The organism is Rhodococcus sp. IC4_135 (assembly GCF_011602025.1).
GTDB lineage: Bacteria > Actinomycetota > Actinomycetes > Mycobacteriales > Mycobacteriaceae > Rhodococcus_F > Rhodococcus_F baikonurensis.
Map to the genome: position 1 here is coordinate 1 of NZ_JAAOLG010000020.1, position 19796 is coordinate 19796.

The window sequence follows — 19796 nt, forward strand, 5'->3', positions numbered from 1 at the left end:
GGTTCATAGTTGGCCATTACCGAAGTGTGATCTTCTGGTTACCGTTTAGGCGACCTTCGTTCCCTTAGCGAGGCCGATTTGGTGCGATCCCGTTACGCAGGCAATTCGTCTCAATCTTGGGATTGAGCAGATTCGTGGTCAGACCCATCCCGAACAGTCGACCGCTGCCGTGGCGGTCGACGGCGCCTACCTCGAAGGCGGACTTCCCGCCTGGTCGGAGCGTCGACCAGGCGAGATAGGCCAGATACAGGGCGCCGCCGATTTTCACCGCGGTGAACACCGTGGGTACGGCGAAGAGAACCGCCGTCAGCCCGGCACACGTGGCGGCGAGGTAGACCAGGAAACCGGTTGCGACTCCGGCGAGCGAGATCAAACCTGCCCGGCGGCCCTGGCTGATGCTGCGGGACACCAGGTAAATCATGTTGGGGCCCGGTGTCAGGACCATCGCCAGGGCGATCAGCGCGACTCCCGTCATCGACGCTGACGTGATCATGTCGGTCTCCCACTTCTCGATCTGGATGTTCCGTCGAGTACACAAGGGGTTGCCGTGGCAGGCCAAGGTCCAGTTCGCAGACAGTGGTCCGCTCAGGTATTGGCCCAGCTGTCGGGACCGAAGACCTCGTAGTGGATATTCTGCGCCGGGACATCGCGTTCGAGCAACGATGCGCGCATCGCCAACATGAACGGCATCGGCCCGCAGAGGAACGCCTGGGTGTCCGGCTCCACGGTGATGTCACGCAGATCGGCTCGGCCTTCGTGAACCGATCCGAAGGGCACATGCGTGCCGAGGTCCTCGTACCAGCGGTGCAGGGTTGCTGCGGGAATTTTGTCGACGAGCGTGCTGAGTTCTGCTCGGTGAGCATGATCTGCGATGGATCGATCAGCATGAATGACGGAGACGGAACGCTGTGCGCCGGTATCGGCAAGATGGTTGAGCATGCCGATCATCGGTGTGCAACCGATTCCGGCCGATGCGAGTAGCAGTGGCGAGTCGTCGTCAGGCATGGTGAGATCACCGAACGGGGTGGTGACGGAGAGTTCTTGTCCTTCGAATACGTTGTTGTAGAGGAAGTTCGACACTTCACCGTCGGGAGTGCCCGAGATTCGCTTCACACTGATCCGCCAGTCCGCGCTACTCGGTATCGAACACAGGCTGTACTGACGGATTTGGCGGGCGCCGTCCGGAAGGACGACACCGACCGAAAGATACTGTCCGGGAGCGAAGGTGGGTAGAGCGCTGCCGTCGACCGAGGAGAGTGTCAGGGAGACAGTGTCGGCGGATTGAAGGACGCGCTCGCTGACTCTGACCGTTCGCCACACGTCGCCGGTCTCGACACCGGCGAGCTGGTAGAGACCCCGTTCCATCGTGATGAGGGTTTCCGCCATCAACCAGTAGACCTCGTCCCAGGCTGCGGCGACTTCGGGAGTGACTGCATCTCCGAGTATTTCGACGATCGCGGCGAAGAGGTGTTCGTGAACGATCGCGTACTGATCGGGGGTGATTCCCAACGACGCATGCTTGTGAGCGATACGCGAAAGGATGAGATCGACCTTGGCGCTGTCGGGTTCGAGCTGCAGCGTAGCGAATGCCGCGATAGCGCCCGCGAGTGCTTTCTGCTGTTCGCCCTGCTTCTGATTGCCGCGATTGAACAGGTCGCGTTCGAGTTCGGGATGTGCGTCGAACATCTTGCGGTAGAACAGGGTTGTGATATCGCCGATGGCGGCGCCGACCACGGGGAGTGTGGCGCGAATGACCTCGGTTGACTGTGGGGAAAGCATGAGCTGCTCCGTTCGGTCGAGATTCGGTTGATCAGCCTGCTTCGTCGCTACGAGTGGTGAGGCGAAGCAGAACAGTTTTGGACGGCTGTCGGATGACGTCCTCGATCGTGACGGCGTCGAGCGAGACGAAAAACGCTTCCTGAGCGTCACGCAATGCACTCCGAAGGAGGCAACCACCGCGCAGTGGGCACGGTTTGTCGCCTTCGCAGTCGACGACTTCACCCGGGCCTTCGAGGCGTCTGGCCAGCCAGCCGATGGTGGCGGTGCGGCCGAGTTCGGTGATGGAAAGTCCGCCGCCGCGGCCGCGCCTGGTGGTGACGATGCCCAACTCGCCGAGCCGTGTAACCACTTTGGTGGCATGGGAGTACGACACGTTGAGCTGCTGCGCAACATCCCGAGTGCTGGGGGAGGCATCCGCGTCGAGTACGGCCAACCGCATGACGACGCGCAATCCCAGATCGGTGAACTGCGTCAGTTGCATGATCTGAACCTACATAATTCGCATCTGAGATGACTATTTATGTGAGGGGGATCTCGAGGGCCCCAACCGGAGCGAACGGTACGTTTGGCGCCCTCAGTGCGCCGAACGTACCGTTCGCTCACAATCGGATGGCCGAACCTCCGGCAGTTGCGCTGAGAAAGTGGGGTGCTCGCCACTGCCGCGCCGCAAACTCGCGGCTCACCGACGCGATGACCTCCGCACTGCTTCCTTCCGGAACCAACGCGATGGCCGAGCCTCCGAAGCCGCCGCCGGTCATCCGTGCGCCGATCGCACCCCCGCGTCGTGCTGCGGCAACGGCGACATCGAGTTCTTCGCACGAGACCTCGAAGTCGTCACGCAATGAAGCGTGAGAGTTGTCGAGCAGCTCTCCGATGTCACTGAATCTGTTGCTGCGTAGGAGTTCTGCGACCCTTCGGGTTCGTTCGATCTCGGTCACCACGTGCCGTGCCCGCGCTCGGAGGATCGGGTCTCGCACTGCCTCGGCCTGGTTTGCAGTAGCCTCTCGCAAACTGTCGACGCCGAGAGCTGTAGCTGCATCGAGACATTGAGAGCGTCGTAACCCGTACTGCCCGTCCGCGAGCGAGTGCTTGACCCGAGTATCGACGACGATCAGTTCGAAACCCGCACCGTGGAGGTCGAACGGGATGGGTTCGGTGGACCCGTCCTGGCAGTCCAGCAGGAGCGCGGTCGACGGCTGAGCAAAGAGGGCAATTGTTTGATCCATGCCGCCGGTCGGTGCCCCGACGCCCTCGTTCTCGGCTCGGATACAAGCTTGCACGAGCTGGTCACGGTTGAACGGTGAATCGTGAAGTTCGTTGACGGCCAACGCGACCGAGCAGGTGAGGGCAGCGGAACTCGAGAGCCCGGCTCCGACGGGTACCGACGAGTCGACTGCCAGATCGATTCCTCCGAGTGGGAGGCCTTCGAGCGCAAGAGACCACAGAACGGCTGTTGGGTAGGCGGCCCATCCTGCTGCGATGTCGCCGATGGACCCGGTGTATGTCTCGTCGGATTGCCGGCTGTGCACGCGGACGACGCCGTCGCTGCGCAGTGCGACAGCAACCAGTGTTCGCTGCTCGAGAGCGACCGGAAGGCACAATCCACCGTTGTAGTCCGTGTGTTCACCGATAAGGTTGACTCGACCAGGTGCCGCCCAAACTCCGGTTGCCGGATACCCGCAGGCGTCGATGAACTGTTGGAGCACGGATTCTTTCGAGACGGCATCCACTATTTCAACTCCCGTAGTCGGGCCGCCACTGCCTCGGGAATGGCGTCGTTCACCCAGGCGCCCATGGCGGACTCGGACCCGGCGAGGTATTTGAGTTTGCCCGGCGCGCGCAAGATCGAGAACAGCTGAAGATGCAGTCGACTCAGAGGTCGGTCGATGCGGACGGGAGCTTGGTGCCAGGCAGCGATGTACGGTACCCGGTCGATGCCCGGATAGAAGCGATCGACACGGCGCAGGAGATCTTGGTAAACGACCGCAAGTTCCTCGCGCTCTTCGTCGTTCAGCGAGGGAAGGTCCGGGATGTCGCGATGCGGTGCCAGGTGGATCTCGATGGGCCATCGTGCGGCGATCGGGACGTAGGCGCTCCAGTGATCGCCGTCGTAGATCAACCGGGTTCCGTCCTCGCGCTCGGACGCCAGAACATCGGCCAGTAGTGAGCGCCCGGTGCGCTCGAAGTGTTTGTCCGCTTGCGTCAGCATCGATCGGGTGCGTGGCGTGACATACGGGTACGCGTAGATCTGTCCGTGCGGGTGGGTGAGTGTTACCCCGATTTCTTCGCCGCGGTTCTCGAAGCAGAAGACTTGTTCCACAACCGGATCCGCTGACAACTCTTCGGTCCGAGAAATCCAGGCACCCACAATCGTGCGCATGCGTTCGAGCGGAAGTTCGGCGACGGACGCCGTGTGATCGCTCGAGAAACACATCACTTCGCAGTGGCCGAGGGCTGGGCGATCCCCCGGGCCGTCTCCGGTGTTGGGGGCGCCATCCTGCGGTGCCGACGCAAAGCTCGGAAACCGATTCTCGAACACCGCGACGTCGTAGTTCGCGTCGGGTATTTCTGTAGGCGTGCGTGTTTCGTTGGTCGGGCACAACGGGCATTCGGCAGTGGAGGGGAGATGGGTCCGTGTCATGCGATGGGAGGCCACGGTGATCCACTCGCCGGTGAGCACGTCGTACCTCATTCGAGACGAGTGGTCGAGTGTCGGCAGTTCGCGGGTATCTCGCGCAGTGTGGTCGCGGGTACGGCCGGCGTCGTCGAAGTAGAAGATCTGACGCCCGTCGGCAAGGGAGCGGCGGGTCGGGTTCCGCTCCGACGTCATGCGTCGACTTCCCATTCCAGAACACCCTTGCTGACGACGGGTTTCCAGACTCCGATCGTGGACCCTGTCTCCAACGCAGCGGCATGGGCGGCCAGCATGACCGAGATGGACGCCCAGATCGGCCCGCCGTTGTCGGTGGCGTCCGACGCGTACTCCGTCACACAATGATGGAGTGCGCCGCTGCGCGTGTCCACGAAGTAGTGGTACTCGTCCAGTCCGGCAAAGGGAATGAACGAAGGGATGAACATGGTTGCGGCAGTGCCTGCGTCGCGTCGATCGTGTCGATCCATCTCGTCCTCGGCATAGAGGTCGGGATTCTCGTAGATCGTCTCGTCCCACGTTTCGAGGAGAGTGAGACGAACTTCGGTTGCGACGTCGATGGGGTAGAAGAACTTGTCGGGGAGCACGCTGCCGAGGAAGAGTCCCGTCCGGTCGTCGTGGGTCAGGCTGCCGTTGTGCACCCGGTACAGGTCGCGAAGTTCCTGGGGCCACGTGACGCCGGTCGAGGCTTCGAATTCCTCGACGACGGCGTCACCGAGTCCTGGTTGAAACGCTGCAGCCGTCACCGGTGCGTGTGTACGGCACCACGCTTCGATTCGGCTCCATTCGTTTGCAACGCTCATGGGCTTTACGATACGTCCGAGTCAGGACCCGTGAATCAGGTACTGGAGCGTGTTCACCAGCTTTCGGTCCGAAGCCTCGGACTTTCGGCCGGTGATTCCCGAGCGGAGAACGGCGGAACCCTCGAGCAGGCTCACGATGGTCTGGGCCGTTGCGCTGAGGTCCACCGCATCCAGATCCGGTTGTGCACACGCAACAGCGCGCTCCACGTGTGCGATGTACTGCGCGTAGAAGTCTCGAACCACCACAGCCACTTCCTCGTCTGCCGCAGCAATCGCCCATACTTCGACGTACAAGCGCACTGTTGCCTCGTCGTCCTGTTCTCCGAGCAGGACTGCGATGAAGTGTTCGGATTCCTCGCGGGACAAGCTCTGATCCGTATCGGTGACGACGGCAAGGCGATCCAGTGAACGGGTCAATGCACGTGACATCACTGCGCGTATCAGATCTGCGCGGGTGGGGTAGTAATGCTGCAGGTGCCCCACCCGCACGCCGGCCGCGGCTGCGAAATCGCGCATTGCCGAGTTGGCATTGCCCTGCGTGGTGAGGACCTGTTCTGCTGCGTCGAGAAGTGCTGCCGCGCGGGCGGCACCCTTGGAGGGGGTCATGCCCGCAATACTGCCACCCCGAAGTTCTCCAACTCGGAGACGGTGCTGCGCGGGTTCGGAAGCGACTCGGGGAAAGCAACTCCCGGCCGAGCATCGCCGCTCGAGGCGCGTCTGACGGCGAGCGCGCCGCCCACCGCGGTGAGGTGAGCTTGTCCCTGCGGATCTACGATCGTTGCGCTCGTCGTGCCCCTCGGACCGGTGACGTCGATGCGTACTTGCGCACTCCCGCCCTTGCCGGGCGAGTACAGGAGTCCACGTCGTAGGGGCGTGAAGCGGTCGCCGCGACCCCAACGAAACAGGCCCACCTTCTTGGCGGCAAGTAGGGCGGTGGTGGATGCATTCGAACTGAAACCGATTCGAGTACTGGCAGTTTCGGTTCCCAATGTCATGGGAAATGTGAATTGTTCCGGAGTGTCGATTCTTCCGACCTTGGTACGCGAACCGGGAAAGTCGATCCAGCGTGTATCGGTCAACGGGCTGACGGTGATCGGGTTGCCGTTCTGCATCACCTCGAAATCCTGGCCGAGGCGATCGATGAAGTCGACGGAGTCGAGCCCGGCAATATCGTTGACGTCGTAGCGAATCGAGACGTCGACGGTGGTTGCGCCACCGAGTTCCTCGGCCAATGCTGCGGTGACGATGTTGGTGACGCCGCCCATCCATCCGGACGAGAGGTACACCGGTGCCTTCGGCGACATCTGGCCGGCCAGAGTGGCGGCGCGAGCGACGCGGGATGTCCAGCGGGTGATGTCCACGTAGGGAATTCCGGCCTCGACGGCGGCGGACAACACACGATCGTGGGGATCGTTGACCGTCGACACGACCGCGCGTACCGACGCGTCGAAGGGCGTCGGGTCGAGGAGGTCCCAACGACGAACGGAGGCGCCGTGACGGCGAGCCAGTTCGTTGCCGCGCTCGGGGGTGCGCCCGGTGAGGAGCAGCGGGAAGTCTGCGGCGAGCAGGGCGGTCAGAGCGCTGCCCACGGTTCCGTATCCGCCGGCCACGAGGATCGGGCCGTCGGCTGAGTACTGCAATGAATCGGTCATGCACTCAACTCTAGGTCAAATGACCTAAAACGTCGAATGGCGTTTTCGAGTGCTCAGTCCCGGTGTCGCACGATGTTGACGACGTTGCCGTCGGGTGCCCGGACGAGGAATCGGCGAACACCCCACTCTTCGGTCGTGATGGGGTGCACGATTTCGTAGCCGAGCTTTCGCGCCTCTTCGTAGGCGCCGTCGACGTCATCCGTGTGGACGGAGATGACCGAGTCCTCGGCCGCAGTGGCGTCGTGCGTGACGAGCTGTACGTGCGCCCCGGTGTCGGGGGAGGTGTAGCGAGCGACCCATCCCAAGTTGAACTCTTCGGTGCTCAGGCCGAGATAGTCGGAGTAGAAGCTACTGGCGGTTCCGACATCGGCGACTTTGAGATTGGCGGTGATGCGTCGTGTACGCATGTGGTTCTCCTACCTTCGGCAACAGATGTGCTCGATGATCGTCCGAATGCGGAGTCGTGTCGACTGTGTAGTCCGAAGATGCGGGCTACCTGGTTGATTCGATCTGTCACTGCGGATCGAACGAGCTCACAGTTCCCCACCGTGAGAAGGGGAGGACGACCAGTTGAACCTTGCCGATGACATTGTCGATCGGCACCGTTCCACTGTGTTCGTCATCGAGATGGAAACGTGAATCCTTCGAATGGGCGCGGTTGTCGCCCATTACCCACAGGTTCCCGTCGGGAACGGTGACCGGGCCGAAATATCTTCCCTGACAAGGGATTCCGTTGCCCGAGATGCGATTGTCGATGTACGGCTCCGTCAGCGGCTCGCCGTTCACTCTGAGCCCCTCTTCCTCGGACAGACACTGTACGGTTTGGCCTCCGACCGCGACAACCCGCTTCACGAGGTCGTTTTCGTCCGGGGGGACCAAGCCGACGACGGACCCGAGTCCCTGAAACGCTCGAACCACCGAATTGTCGGATCGAATGGATCGATACTCGTCGTTCCAGGATTCGGGCCCTTTGAACACGATTACATCCCCCGGCTGCGGATCCCCGAATCGATAGCTGATCCTGTCGACGAGGATCTTGTCGCCCGTGCATCCGGTGCATCCGTGCAGCGTCGGTTCCATGGACTCGGACGGGATCAGAAATATGCGTCCGACGAAGTTCTGAATGACGACACTCAGAACCAGGGCGACGACAACGAGAATGAGAATCTCACGCCACAGTGGACGTTTTCTCGGATGAGCAGCCGTCGTCGATTCAGTCGAGCCTTCGTGGGCGTCGGATTCCGTCACACTTCCGACAATAGATGCCGCCACCAGTCGCCGACCCGATACGCACCTTCTCGGTTCGTGCGACTACCTGTAGTCGGCCATGCTTCAGAATTTGATCACATCCCCCACGAATATCCGGTCGGGATCGGCGATCCAGGCATTAGCAGCCCAAACATCCTGCCAACGAAAACCTTTCGCAGAGGCCAGGTTGGACAACGTATCGCCCGCGGACACGGTCACCGCGTCGCCCGCTGCTGTATCGCATGCTCCCGCCGATTTCAGGAAGCCGACAGGATCGACAGCGTCGTTGTTGTGGATGCGGAGATGAAGATGCGGGCCGGTCGAACTCCCGGTGTTGCCCGTAGCGCCGATCTTGTCACCGACCTCGACATGATCGCCTTCGCTCACCCAGGTTTCGGAGAGGTGTCCCATCTGGATCTGTTCGCCGGTGTTCGCTTCCAGCTGGATGTAAGTTCCGTATCCGCCGGGATCGTACGGTCCGGCAACTGAGATCGAGCCCGAGGTCGGGGCATGGAGCACGGTCCCCACATCGACCGCGAAATCCGTACCGTCGTGCCCAGGATGGAATCCCTGGGAGATGATCCCGTCGACCGGCCATTCCCACCTGCATATGTTGTCGGCCTGCGGTGCCGCCGGTGCCATCTGGAGAGCCTCGGCGGACTCTTCGGTCGATGGAGTCCGAGTGGACGAATCCGGGGTGGTGCCACCCCAGCCGAGGTAGGCGCCACACACCGGCCATGCACCGATGCCCTGAGCTGAGAGGGTTGTCTCCGCAGCCGCGACTTGATCGGCAACCGACGCCATGTCGGCGCGAGCCGGTGCACCCTCCGGTTTGTATGCGTCCCACGTCGACTGTGTGAACTGGAGCCCTCCGTAGAAGCCGTTGCCGGTGTTGATGTTCCAGTCTCCGGAACTCTCGCACATGGCCACTTGTGACCAATCGTGTGCGCTGGCTACGCCCGTGTCGACGATTGCGCCGGCAACTGTGAGAGCGCCTGCTCCCGCGGCTATCGTGACGAACCGTGCGGTGTGAGAACGATTGTTTCTCCGGTGATTTCCCATGATTGTTTTCCTTGATCGGTCTGACGGACAGCGATTGCGGTTCGACGTGCGGCTGGTGTGTTGCGCAACGCGTTTCGCGAAATCGTCAGTGCTGAAATGTGATTGAGGCGGACGGTGTGTGAAGGTCCTGGCTTCGACGTCATGATTTCGAGGCATGGCAAGATTGGCCGCTCTTCGCGATCGCCGACAACGGCTCAATGGCCCGGTGGCATACCTGTTTTACGGACCGACGCAGTACGGATACCGACGCAGTACGACCACCGACGCAGTCGGCGCCGATTGGTGCCGCTTGAAGGCAACTGGCTGCCGTGTCCCGGTCGTCGGCGATTCGATACCGGGCGGATACAGGTAGCCGAACAGGCCATTCGGCCCGTGTGCAGCCGAGCGCAGGTTGCCATGCTGAAGCAACACCGAAACAGGATCGCTGTCGATCCCCGAGCTTGCGGCACGCCGGCGCCACATTGAACGAATGGCGCACCCTTTTGAGGGAGATGTGTCGCGCCCCAAGGGTCGCGTTCTGCGCCCGGGGATGAGCCCTCCTGCGGTATCCGGAGAGTTGGATACTGCAGGAGGGCATTCTCTTGCCGTAGTGGACGCCGAAGGCAGCGTCTCGTACGCCGCCTGTCTTTCGCCGTCTGTCGACAAGGGTGCGTGGTGACCAGGGCGCATTGTCAGCACGGCCGTCGCGACGACATAGCGGGTGGCCGTCGAACCAGCCGGGTGCGATCAATGGTTCGAGCCGAAACACTCACAGCAGACTTGCCGAACAGGTGCCGTCAGCCTGTGCCCGATCGAGGTATTCAGCCAAGGGATCGGTGCCCGACTTGTCTGTTAATGCAGGTGAATGGGAGTGTAGGGGTGCTCATTACCCGAAAGTAAGGAACCCGTGAACGATGTTTGACTCGACGTGGCGACGGTGGTCATGGCGCGCCGGAACGGCATCGGCCCTGGCAGTGGCCTTGTTTGCGGTGGGGTCGCCGGCTGGTGCGCAGGAGACCGTCGACCTGGCCGACGTGTTCAACCCGTTGGTCGTGAAGGCACTTCAGGGCGCCGACATCTCGACCGAATTGACTCCAATCGGGCTCTCGTCCGACGATCCGTGGTTCGACGAGCCTGAAATCGAGCCCGGCACCGCCCCAGGGACTCTTCTCAAGACGCGTCCGGTGAGCGTTCAGGTTTACCAGGTCCGCCCGGACGTCGTTTCGGCTCACCAGCTCATGTACACAACCACTGATCATTTCGGTCGGCAGGTGATCAGCACCGGGATTCTGATGATCCCCGAGGACGGTACTGCACCAGGTGAACGCAAGATCATCGGATACGCCGAGGCGAACGACAGCCTGGGCGCGAACTGCGCGCCCAGTCATCAGTGGACCGGTGGAAACCAGAGCGACCCCGCGATGTTCTCGGCGCTCGGCCCGGTGGCGCAGATGTTCGGTCACGGCTGGGCAGTGATGATGAGCGACGTCGGCAACGACGGCGACACGGCTCCTCACCCGTTCTCGATCGGACAGTTCTCGGGCAAGGCGACGCTCGACGGTGTGCGGGCAGCGCTCGCGCTTCCTGAAGCCGGCCTCGAATCTGATACACCTGTGGGTATCTACGGCGTCGCCGGAGGCGGTGTCGCAGCAGGTTTTGCCGCAGAACAGGCGCACGACTACGCGCCGGAACTGAACGTCCAGGCCAGTGCCATCCAGGCGATGATGATCGATCCGGCGACGTTCGAGGAGACGGCGGCCGGAGGGATCGGTTCGGGATTCGTCTTCTCGAGCATTCTCGGATTCGACGCGGGTTACCCCGACATCCGTCTCGATGATCACCTCACTCCGATCGGGCACAACGTGGCCGGCGCCTTCCGCGCTTCGTGCCAGGCGCTGTACCTCGGGCTCCCGTTCGTTCCCTTCGACGTCCTGCTCACCAACCCGGCTCCCCGAACGATCCCGGCCCTGGCGGCGGCGTACGCGGACAACACGTTGGGAAAGCAGGCGCCGGCTTCCAAGCTTCTGATCTCCTCCTGTGAGGACGATTTTCTCGTCCCCTTCAGCGAGGCAGAACAATTGGCGCAGACGTATCGCACAGGCGGTGCAGATGTGGACCTGATCCCCTCGCAGTGCGGGCCGCTCGATTACGTGACCAATCTCTACAAGACGGTGACCGATCAGTTGGGTATGCAGGACATTGCCTGGTTGGCAAAGACCTTCGACGAAGCCGAAGGGTGATGAGCATGCGGAAGTCTCTGACGCGCAGGGATTTTGCGCGCGCAGTTCTCGTCGCTTCGGCAGGTATCGGAGGTGCGGTCGTACTGGGAAGCCGGGCGTCCGCGGGCACTGGTGACCTGGACAGGTACCTCGACCTCGAAGCAGTGAACGCAAACGCCGAAGCAGCGGGCGGTCTGCATCCGCTACTCCCGTCGGATTCCGCGACGCTGCGGAGTCTGGTCGATGCTGCCCGAGCGTCGGGTGTAGACCCGTACCGCTATCAGACCCTCCTCAAGCAGTACTGGCTCGCAGTGGGAACTGAATCCGCAGGTATCGATCTCGCGTCGTGGACGCCGTTCGACGGGGTACACGCGAATCTCGGAAACCTGACCAACACTTTCCAGTTCTACGAGCGACTCCAACTCGAGCATCGAGAACTGCAGTGGGCAGGTATGGGCGGAATGGTCGGGCCCGCTTTCGCCGGTGGCCTGCTCGACTTGGACTACGGGCGAGTGGTGTTGGAAGTCCAGGCGATCAGCGAAGCGATGGCACTGGTGTGGCGAGAGGTCGACCGCGTCGGATCGCCGATCACGACGTCGATGGGAGCGCCCGAGGACATCGCGGCGCTCCTCCAGGTCGGCCACGAGATTCGTCCCGAGGACGTGATGTGGTTCCAGGGCAAGGTGATCGCGATGAGCAAACACATCTTCTCGGATCTGATTCCGATGCACATGGCGTGGGTTCACGACGGCGTCGACGGCATTGCCGAACTCGATCGTGCGGGGCTGCTCGACGAGAATGCCCGTACCGCGTGGACCAACATCGCTTCGGGGACACCGGAGGCCGTGTTCGACGGCAACGTGCGTCTGCTGCGGCGGGAGCAGTACCAGTCGGTGGGTGATCAGTGGGACGAGGCAAAGGCCTACCGTGGCACCGTCGGTCGCTCGTTGACTTACCTGACCACCTTCGCCGCATCACCGTCCATGCCGGGCGTCGTGCCGCCGCGTGAATCGAACTCACTCTCGTTCGCGGTGGGCAATGCCGTTGTGAAAACACCGCTTCCGGACTTCAACTGGGCTGACCGGGGCGGTCGTTGGACCTACATCAACGATCAGTTGCTCCCGGTCTACAACAACCTGATGAAGAATCAGCCGGAACTGTGGCGATCGACGCTGGCGGCGCCGGTGTCCGTTCGGATTACCGAGCAGCGAATGATCGCTCGCTTGCCGGACATGCTGCGGTCCGTGCTGTCGACTCTTGCGATCACGGTGAACTGACTTCGGTGGCGGGGCTTCGGGAAGCCCCGCCACCGCCGTGAGCTAGTTGATCAGGCCTGGCTCAGTTCTGCTTGCATGCGCGCGGAGTCCTTGCCGACGGTGCGCGTGGCCAGGTAGATGAATACCGCGGTGAGTGCCAACATGATCGGCACGAGATACATTGCCGAGTTCAGCCCGTCGCCGGCGTACTGAGTCAATTTTCCGGTACCGGCGTCGGCAAGCGCACGCTTGGCGAACCAGTCCGAAATCGCGCCTACAGCAACAGGTCCCGAGAATCCGCCGAGAAGATACATGGCAGCGAAGAACAGCGCCGTCGCAGTGCCGCGAAGCCTGGGAACCACGACGTCGTGAATTGCAGGGTAGACGCTGATGTAGAAGCCGTAGGCCAGAAGCCAACCGGCCGAGAACAAGAGCGTGAACATCACGACGCTCCCGCCGTGTTGCAGAAGTGCCAACGCCGTCAAAGGCGCTGCCAATGCCGAGGTTCCCACGCCGATCATCAAGCGTGCCCGCGGTGAGCGTGCGCTGGCCTTGTCTGCGTACTTGGCGCCGAGAACCAATCCGATCAGGCCGGTGATACCGACGATGATGCCGGTGACCGACGCTGCAGCAGTCAGTTTCAGGTGGTACTGGCGCATCAGAAGCGGGACGACGAACGAATTGACCGCGTAGGCAGCGAAGTTGAAGGTCAGTCCGGCAAGGATGAGCCAGCGGAGCGTGGGAATTGCAAGCAGGCGACGGATCGGTCGCGTGATCGGTGCCTGTGAAACAGCGGCTGCGCGGGCCTCCGGACTTTCGGAACCACCACGAACCGGATCTGCCATGCGGTAGAGGACAACTGCCAGAAGGACACCGGGAATCGCGGCGAGGAAGAACGGTGCCCGCCAGCTGTCGAAGGCCTCTGCGATCTTGCCGACGGTGAAGTACGCGAGCATCAGACCGATCGGCAAGCCGAGCATGAAGACGCCGAGAGCACGCGAGCGTCGTTCCGCCGGGTACATATCGCCGATCATGGAGTTTGCCGCAGGTGTGAACGTCGCTTCGCCGACGCCGACACCCAGACGCGCAAGGATGAACAGCACGTAGCTGCCGGCTGCACCGGTTGCTGCCGTCAGGCCGCTCCACACCAGGAGGCCGATGCCGATGATCTTGGGCCGGTTCTTCGTGTCGGCCAACCGGCCCAGCGGCAGCCCGGCGATCGCGTAGACGAGGGTGAAGGCAGAGGTGATCAATCCCAATTGCAGGTCGCTGAGCGAGAACTCGTTCTTGATCGGCTCGGCGACGACCGAGGGGATCGCCCGATCGAAGAAGTTGAGCATGTTTGCGAGAAACAGTGCGACGAGTGTGCCGCCGAGCAGTTTGTCACGGGTTCCGACGGGGGCGCCGTCGACGGACGGCAGCGGTGGAGCGTCTCGTTGAATTGACATGGTTGTTCCACCCTTTTCGCGAGTGCTGAATGAATTGTGCTGGGGAGGGCTCAGGACAGAGCGTCGGCGACGGCGTTGCCGATGGCTTGCATTCCGGCTGCGGTGGGATGCAGTGGAACCGCCGGCTGGGTCGGGACCATTCCGGTGTAGAACGCGGTTGCCGGATCCGTGCAGATGTCATGTCCGGCAGTGGCTTCGGTGATGTCGATGTACTCGACGTCGTGACGGGCAGCGGTCGCTGCCATGACAGTGTTGCCGTAGTCGATCACACTCTGGAGATAGTCGGCGTCACGCGGCCAGAACGGTTGGGTGCCGGGGCATCCGCCGGTGGCGATGTATGTCCCGTATCCGATCACGACGATGCGTGCCGATGGCGCACGGTCGCGAACCGATTCGATCATGGAACCCCAACCCGCGGAGACATTTTCGATCATGTGTCGCTGCTGATCTACGCCACCCGCGGTGAACTTGTCACGGCAGGAAGTTCCGGTGGGTTCGGGAAGTGGATTGACACAGCTGAGAACTGTCGGGAACAACGAGATGTCGTTGGCGCCGACGGTGATGGTGACGAGGTCGGTGTCAGGACCCAATGCTGTTGCCTGCGGCGGTACTTGACCGGAGAACGTCGGTTGTGCGGTGTCCGTGGTGTTGGCGGATCGCGCCGACGAGCAGGTCACGTCCGTGAGTTGAGCGCCGAGTCTTTGCGCCACTACGGAAGGGTAGTTGTCGAGTGATCGTAGGCAGCCCGGCGACGACGAGTCCTGTGCGTTTACCAGTGGGCCGGCCGCTGCGGAATCGCCGAGTGCGACGTACTGGACAACACTGTCCGACGTCTCGGCGCTCGACACACCGGTCCCGATGGCGGCGATCGAACCGGCAGCGACGACGCCTGCCAGAATGGCTGCGCTGCGCGTCTTCAACGTCACTCGAGGCTCCTATTGGTCGAAAGTGAGACTTCCAGTTACGCCACCGATTGTGAATTCGAGAGTGGCGTGGGTTACATAGTGATAGGAAAAAGGCAGGTCGGCCTTGTGATGGCAATTCAATTCTGTGGAGGGTTTTGTGTCTAAGAACAAAGAACTGCCGTTCGAGCCGATATTGGTTGGCGGCAGATCTCTGGCCGATCGCTTGGCGCAACGCACCCATCCGCTGGTCATGGCGACGGTCGACCTGGTTCACCGCGACGTCACCTTCTACCGGTTGCTCCCGGACGAGGCGTTGCGTAACGACGTCACCACTATCGTGAGGCGAAACCTGGAACTGTTCATCTCGATGCTCCGGACGGGCGCAGATCTGGCGCCCGAGTTGCTCGCCGACATCAGTGAATCGGCTCGTCAACGGGCGCAGGAATTGGTTCCGCTCGGTGAGGTGCTGCGCGCATATCACCTGGCCGCAGGGTTGTGGTGGGAGACGATCAGCGAATGGGCGGTTCCGGAAGACGGTGTTGCACTTGCGCGCACCGGACGACTCTTGAATGCATACACCGCGGCCTCCACGTCCGCGGTTCTGGCCGGCTACGGTTCCGACCACGCTACCCAGACGGACGAGGATTCGGCGCGAAGGTCGCTGTTCGTAGCACTTTCGACGGGTGTCGATGTGGATCGAGTCTCCGACGAGGTGGGGATCAGGTTGGCGCGCCTGTACTGGGTGGTGGCGCTGCACGTCGAGCGGAACGACGACGAGTCCTCGACCGAGGTGGATACTGCCGTCGCGGAGCGGAGAAAGGTGCGCCACCTGCAACGCGAACTGGATCAGGTGGGGCGGGACAAAGCCCTCGGAGTGCTCGGGAGCAGTGGCGGAGCCGTGCTGATCCCTATCGTGGAATCGGAACCTGCAGAGGGAAACTGGGCGTCGAGCCCGCAGTATCTGACGCTGTGTCGACGGTTGGGGGATCTCGAAAAGGTGATCGGTGCGTCCACAGTGGCCGCCGTACATATCGCCGCACCGGTCGCAGTTCCTGCAGCCGTGACTCAGGCGCGCGAGGTGCTGAACGTCGCCCGAAAGTACGGACGCACCAGTGGCGTAGTCCGTCTCGAAGATCTTGCAGTCGAGTACCAACTGACGCGGCCCAGCGCTGCTCTACCGATACTGGCAGATGTGTTGTTGCCGTTGGAGTCTGATAGTGCGGTACTCGAGACGCTCGAATCTTTCATCGACTCCGGATTCGATCGAGCCGCCACCGCCCGGCAGCTACACGTACATCCGAACACAGTGGTGTACCGCCTGCGGAAGGCGAGTTCCCTGACGGGACTTGACCTGTCGTCGCCGAAGGATCTCGTGCGCGTCACCATGGCGCTGGGAGCGCGCCGCGCAATCGGCATCGAGGCGGACGCTTCCCGAACATGACGCGTCTGTGGTTCTCGGTGAACGAGCCGGAGGGCTGGAGATCCGGCCGGGAGACATGGCCAGGGGGATCGGGCGACCAGGAACACCTGGATGCAACATCGTGATCTGGGACAACCAATTGTTGCCGTTCAGCGTTGTCGACCTTCTCGGTGACGCTGCTGCTCAGATAGGTAATGAGGCGGGCGCGTCGATTCGAGATGCTGGTAGATGACGGTTTCGAATCCGAATTGTTGCCCAATATTTATGTTTAGTCTGTGTGACGGTCAGTGAACAGTAAATTTGAGTCAAATGATGCAATCGCGGCCAAATATTCGTTACCGTGGGCTGGACAATCGACAATCTGGGGGTTCGGCTACATGGCAAATGTTCGCAGGTCTGTGACGAAGGGTTTGATCGCGGCTTCGGTAATCGCCGCAGCTGGGGTGGGTCTTTCGCCGGCGACGGCGAGCGCCGACATCACACCGACAACGGTCGTCAACGGAATCTTGTCGACGGTGGGTGGGTGCCAAACACCGGTGCGGTCCCTCATTCTTGCCTGCACGAGCGCTGAGACGCTGACGCGCCAGTCGCCTGTCCTGCTCGACCTCAACCCGGTGGGCACCAACATCGTCGTCTTGGGTGCCGGCCTCTTCGATGACGGCACGATGCGTCCCATGCTGGTCGACCGACTTCAGGCGGCATTGCAGCTGGCTCGTCAGTACCCGCAATCTCCGATCATCACGAGCGGTGGGGCTCCGAAGGCCGGAGTGACCGAAGCCAGGGCGATGCGTGAGTGGCTGGTTGCCAACGGCGTCGACCCGGGCCGGATCACCGAAGAAGGAACGTCGTGGTCGACGGTGGAGAACGCGCTCAACTCTGCGCGGATTCTCGCCGATCGAGGCGCGACCGGCGTGGTTGTGGTCTCGAGCGCCAATCACGTGGAACGTGCGATGGTGGATTTCCGCGTTGCGGTTCTCGGCCGGATTCCGGTCGCCGGTGTAATCGCTGCGACCTGACGTCAGTGATTGTGGAAGTTGGATTTTCGCCAGTTCAACGGCGAGGCGTCGAATCGTCGACGGAAGGCGCGGCTGAACGCGGCATCGGATTCGTAGCCGACAGTTACCGCAATGGTTCCGACCGGCTCGGTAGTTTGCACGAGTAGTTCGGCCGCGCGGTCGAGTCGGCGTTCGGTGATGTAAGCGCCGGGCGTCTGACCGACCAGTCGCGAGAATCGCTCCGCGAAAGACGATCTCGACAGCGTGGACAGTGTCGCCAATTCGTCGATGCTCCAGTTGCGAGAGGGGTCGTTGTGGACGGCCTCGAGCGCCTGCCCGATTCGTGGGTCCATTGCGGCGGTCAGCCATCCGCCGTTCGAGCCGTCCGCCCGTGCCCACGCTCTGAGTATCTGGACGAAGAGAAGGTCGAGAATTCGGGAAACCATCACGGAGGAACCAGGTCTCGGATCGTTCACCTCCTCACTCAACAGGCGACTGCTCACCTCCAGCCACTCGACCGGGGGCGACTGCGTCGGACGCAGTTCGACGAAGTCCGGTAGAACCGAGAGCAGTCGCTGAGCCGCAACGTCGTCGAGTGTGAAAGTTCCGAAAAGCCACCGTGTTTCGGTTCTCGGGAGGACCGGAACCGCATTCTCGATCGTATGTGCGTGCCCATGGGGTAACAGTACGAGTTCCCCTGGACCGAGTTCGATCGGTTCCTTTCCGTGGGTTCTGATCACTATGTCACCGCGCTCGGCGATGTGAAGTGCTCGTACTCCCGCCGGCACCTCCACGGTGAAGTTCTCACTGTGGACGCAGCGATGAATCTGATCGCCGCGAAGGTGAACGACTTCGAGAACATGCGAGAGGGTGTCCCGGGTTCGGGTCTCGTCGGTGGTGGGTACGTACCGCTGTGAGGATGTCGTCGTCATGGGTCGGTCACTCCGGAGGTCTCGAACATTTCGGTGTTTCTGCATAAAAACTTGGCAATCTGGTCATGGTTATTGATCCAGGATCCCCTTAACGTGGGTAACAGGCAAGGCGAGTTTTCGGAGGCTTGCCGATTGTCGGAGTGCTCGTTCCCACTGCGTATCTGAAGGAGTTGGTCATGGCAGAGAAGGTAAACATCGTTCTGGTGCATGGAGCGTGGGGAGACGGTTCTCATTGGCGTCACGTCATACCGACTCTCCATAACGCCGGGCATCGGGTGATCGCGGTTCAGAATCCACTCACTTCGCTGGCCGCCGACGTGGACCGCACCAGGAAGTTGGCCGAATCGATGGACGGCCCGACGCTACTGGTCGGGCATTCGTACGGCGGTGCGGTGATCACAGGCGCGGGTCATGCGGAAAATGTTGTGGGACTGGTGTATATCGCTGCCTTTGCACCGGACGAGGGGGACAGTCTGGGGAGCATCTTCGCTCGCGCTGATCAGCCTGCGGGAGCGGCGAACATTGCGCCGGACGCCGAGGGCTTCCTGTGGATCACCCCGGACAAGTTTCAGGAGAGTTTCAGTCAGGACCTCGACGATACCGAGGCATTGGTCATGGCGCTGACGCAGAAACCCATTGCGGGTCAGTGCTTCTCGGATCCATCAGGGCCGCCGGCGTGGCGTGGGAAGCCGAGTTGGTATCAGGTTTCCGGGCAGGACCGAATGATTCCTCCCGAGACCGAGCGTTGGATGGCAGAGCGCATCGGTGCGCGCGAGATCGAGGAACTCGACGCGGGTCATGCATCGTTGGCGTCACACCCGCACGAGGTAACCCAGTTGATTCTGCGTGCTGCGGCACAAGTGTCGTGACGGGGTAATGCGTCCGGCCATTCGAGTCGGCCGTTCTGCGCGACTGTTCCGGTGTCAGTCTTTGGCCTGAGCGAGGCGACGCAGGAGAGCGGTCAGCGTGATGACGTCGTCGGTGTCCCATTTGGCCAAGCGAGCACGCCAACGGTCGATTTGCTGGTTGCGGTAAGTCGTGAGCTTCGTTCGTGCTTCGGGCGTCAGCGCGACCAACTTTGCGCGGGCATCGTCGGGATCGGGGATGCGTTCGACCAGACCAAGTCTGGCCGCCGCATCGATCTGCCTGGTCAGCGTCGACTTCTCGATGTTGAGTATCGAGATCAGGTCTGCCATCCGAACGGCGTCGGACCGGCTCAGGAGCACCAGAACGTGGTACAGAGCGGGGTCGAGTTTGGGATGAATCGCCCGCGCATCGTCTCGCGAGCGCGCACGTCCCTTCTGCCACATGTCGGTAAGTTCCATCTCCAGGCCGGTGATCGGATCTGAAACCACAGGTTTTCCTCCCCTTGGTGCAATTTGTTCCGATGTTCATCAAACCAGAACTGGAGGGTGTGTGAATTCGGTGGACTTGCGCTGAGCGAACGG

The 19796-nt window shown here is 61.8% G+C and carries 21 protein-coding genes and 2 pseudogenes; 6 read left to right on the top strand and 17 right to left on the bottom strand.

The annotated features are described in order from the left end of the window. Positions 1 to 112: 112 nt before the first annotated feature. From G8767_RS26090 to G8767_RS26145, 13 genes and pseudogenes are all read right to left on the bottom strand, one after another. A pseudogene (locus tag G8767_RS26090) lies at positions 113 to 493 on the bottom strand (LysE family translocator); the annotation flags it as partial. Between the two features lie 92 nt (positions 494 to 585). Further along, on the bottom strand, positions 586 to 1779 hold the full coding sequence (locus G8767_RS26095; RefSeq protein ID WP_166812668.1) for a globin domain-containing protein: 1194 nt from the start codon (positions 1777 to 1779) through the stop codon (positions 586 to 588). A 31-nt stretch (positions 1780 to 1810) separates the two neighbouring features. Continuing rightward, entirely contained in the window at positions 1811 to 2260 is a 450-nt protein-coding gene (locus G8767_RS26100; protein WP_042446409.1) for an Rrf2 family transcriptional regulator, read from the bottom strand. Between the two features lie 118 nt (positions 2261 to 2378). Continuing rightward, the gene (galK, locus tag G8767_RS26105; RefSeq protein ID WP_166812670.1) at positions 2379 to 3509 is read right to left on the bottom strand and encodes a galactokinase; all 1131 of its coding nucleotides are present in this window, start codon (positions 3507 to 3509) and stop codon (positions 2379 to 2381) included. After that, positions 3509 to 4609, bottom strand: coding sequence for a galactose-1-phosphate uridylyltransferase (galT, locus tag G8767_RS26110; RefSeq protein ID WP_166812786.1), 1101 nt, complete (start codon positions 4607 to 4609; stop codon positions 3509 to 3511). Before galT ends, galK begins: the two co-directional genes overlap by 1 nt. Then, the gene (locus tag G8767_RS26115) at positions 4606 to 5232 is read right to left on the bottom strand and encodes an SMI1/KNR4 family protein (RefSeq protein ID WP_095972814.1); all 627 of its coding nucleotides are present in this window, start codon (positions 5230 to 5232) and stop codon (positions 4606 to 4608) included. Before G8767_RS26115 ends, galT begins: the two co-directional genes overlap by 4 nt. 21 nt (positions 5233 to 5253) lie before the next feature. Next, entirely contained in the window at positions 5254 to 5838 is a 585-nt protein-coding gene (locus G8767_RS26120; RefSeq protein ID WP_095972813.1) for a TetR/AcrR family transcriptional regulator, read from the bottom strand. Next, positions 5835 to 6884 carry a saccharopine dehydrogenase gene (locus G8767_RS26125; protein ID WP_095972812.1) on the bottom strand — a complete coding sequence of 350 codons (1050 nt, stop codon included), beginning with the start codon at positions 6882 to 6884 and terminating at the stop codon, positions 5835 to 5837. The genes G8767_RS26120 and G8767_RS26125 overlap by 4 nt, the downstream gene beginning before the upstream one ends. A gap of 53 nt (positions 6885 to 6937) precedes the next feature. Next, complete coding sequence (locus G8767_RS26130) at positions 6938 to 7291, bottom strand: VOC family protein (RefSeq protein WP_124568083.1); 354 nt, start codon at positions 7289 to 7291, stop codon at positions 6938 to 6940. Positions 7292 to 7397: 106 nt separating this feature from the next. Continuing rightward, positions 7398 to 8063 (bottom strand): signal peptidase I, encoded by a 666-nt coding sequence (gene lepB, locus G8767_RS26135; RefSeq protein ID WP_240952831.1) that lies wholly within the window; start codon positions 8061 to 8063, stop codon positions 7398 to 7400. Positions 8064 to 8216: 153 nt separating this feature from the next. Further along, positions 8217 to 8774 (bottom strand): M23 family metallopeptidase, encoded by a 558-nt coding sequence (locus G8767_RS35580; protein ID WP_206029814.1) that lies wholly within the window; start codon positions 8772 to 8774, stop codon positions 8217 to 8219. 54 nt (positions 8775 to 8828) lie between these two features. Next, positions 8829 to 9194, bottom strand: a pseudogene (locus G8767_RS36395) (transglycosylase family protein); the annotation flags it as partial. Between the two features lie 219 nt (positions 9195 to 9413). After that, positions 9414 to 9605 carry a hypothetical protein gene (locus tag G8767_RS26145; protein WP_143538729.1) on the bottom strand — a complete coding sequence of 64 codons (192 nt, stop codon included), beginning with the start codon at positions 9603 to 9605 and terminating at the stop codon, positions 9414 to 9416. 58 nt (positions 9606 to 9663) lie between these two features. Between G8767_RS26145 and G8767_RS26150 the strand changes: the two genes are divergently transcribed. From G8767_RS26150 to G8767_RS26160, 3 genes are all read left to right on the top strand, one after another. After that, a complete protein-coding gene (locus G8767_RS26150; protein ID WP_166812676.1) occupies positions 9664 to 9852 on the top strand; it encodes a hypothetical protein in 189 nt (62 codons plus the stop codon). A gap of 235 nt (positions 9853 to 10087) precedes the next feature. Beyond that, positions 10088 to 11413: a lipase family protein gene (locus G8767_RS26155; RefSeq protein WP_166812678.1), complete on the top strand. Its 1326-nt coding sequence runs from the start codon at positions 10088 to 10090 to the stop codon at positions 11411 to 11413. Between the two features lie 5 nt (positions 11414 to 11418). Next, a complete protein-coding gene (locus tag G8767_RS26160; RefSeq protein WP_240952824.1) occupies positions 11419 to 12669 on the top strand; it encodes a Tat pathway signal protein in 1251 nt (416 codons plus the stop codon). Between the two features lie 50 nt (positions 12670 to 12719). On the opposite strand, the gene G8767_RS26165 is transcribed toward G8767_RS26160, so the two are convergent. Then, positions 12720 to 14096 carry an MFS transporter gene (locus G8767_RS26165; protein ID WP_095972805.1) on the bottom strand — a complete coding sequence of 459 codons (1377 nt, stop codon included), beginning with the start codon at positions 14094 to 14096 and terminating at the stop codon, positions 12720 to 12722. 50 nt (positions 14097 to 14146) lie between these two features. Next, positions 14147 to 15022: an SGNH/GDSL hydrolase family protein gene (locus tag G8767_RS26170; RefSeq protein ID WP_166812682.1), complete on the bottom strand. Its 876-nt coding sequence runs from the start codon at positions 15020 to 15022 to the stop codon at positions 14147 to 14149. A 136-nt stretch (positions 15023 to 15158) separates the two neighbouring features. On the opposite strand from G8767_RS26170, the gene G8767_RS26175 reads away from it, so the two are divergent. Both G8767_RS26175 and G8767_RS26180 read left to right on the top strand, forming a co-directional pair. Beyond that, a complete protein-coding gene (locus G8767_RS26175; protein ID WP_166812684.1) occupies positions 15159 to 16442 on the top strand; it encodes a PucR family transcriptional regulator in 1284 nt (427 codons plus the stop codon). Between the two features lie 266 nt (positions 16443 to 16708). After that, entirely contained in the window at positions 16709 to 17437 is a 729-nt protein-coding gene (locus G8767_RS26180) for a YdcF family protein (protein ID WP_166812686.1), read from the top strand. 2 nt (positions 17438 to 17439) lie between these two features. Here G8767_RS26180 and G8767_RS26185 read toward each other — a convergent pair whose 3' ends face one another. Beyond that, on the bottom strand, positions 17440 to 18348 hold the full coding sequence (locus G8767_RS26185; RefSeq protein ID WP_166812688.1) for an AraC family transcriptional regulator: 909 nt from the start codon (positions 18346 to 18348) through the stop codon (positions 17440 to 17442). A 176-nt stretch (positions 18349 to 18524) separates the two neighbouring features. Between G8767_RS26185 and G8767_RS26190 the strand changes: the two genes are divergently transcribed. Then, the gene (locus tag G8767_RS26190) at positions 18525 to 19217 is read left to right on the top strand and encodes an alpha/beta hydrolase (protein ID WP_166812690.1); all 693 of its coding nucleotides are present in this window, start codon (positions 18525 to 18527) and stop codon (positions 19215 to 19217) included. Between the two features lie 54 nt (positions 19218 to 19271). Here G8767_RS26190 and G8767_RS26195 read toward each other — a convergent pair whose 3' ends face one another. Next, positions 19272 to 19703: a MarR family transcriptional regulator gene (locus tag G8767_RS26195; RefSeq protein WP_095972800.1), complete on the bottom strand. Its 432-nt coding sequence runs from the start codon at positions 19701 to 19703 to the stop codon at positions 19272 to 19274. Positions 19704 to 19796: the final 93 nt, after the last annotated feature.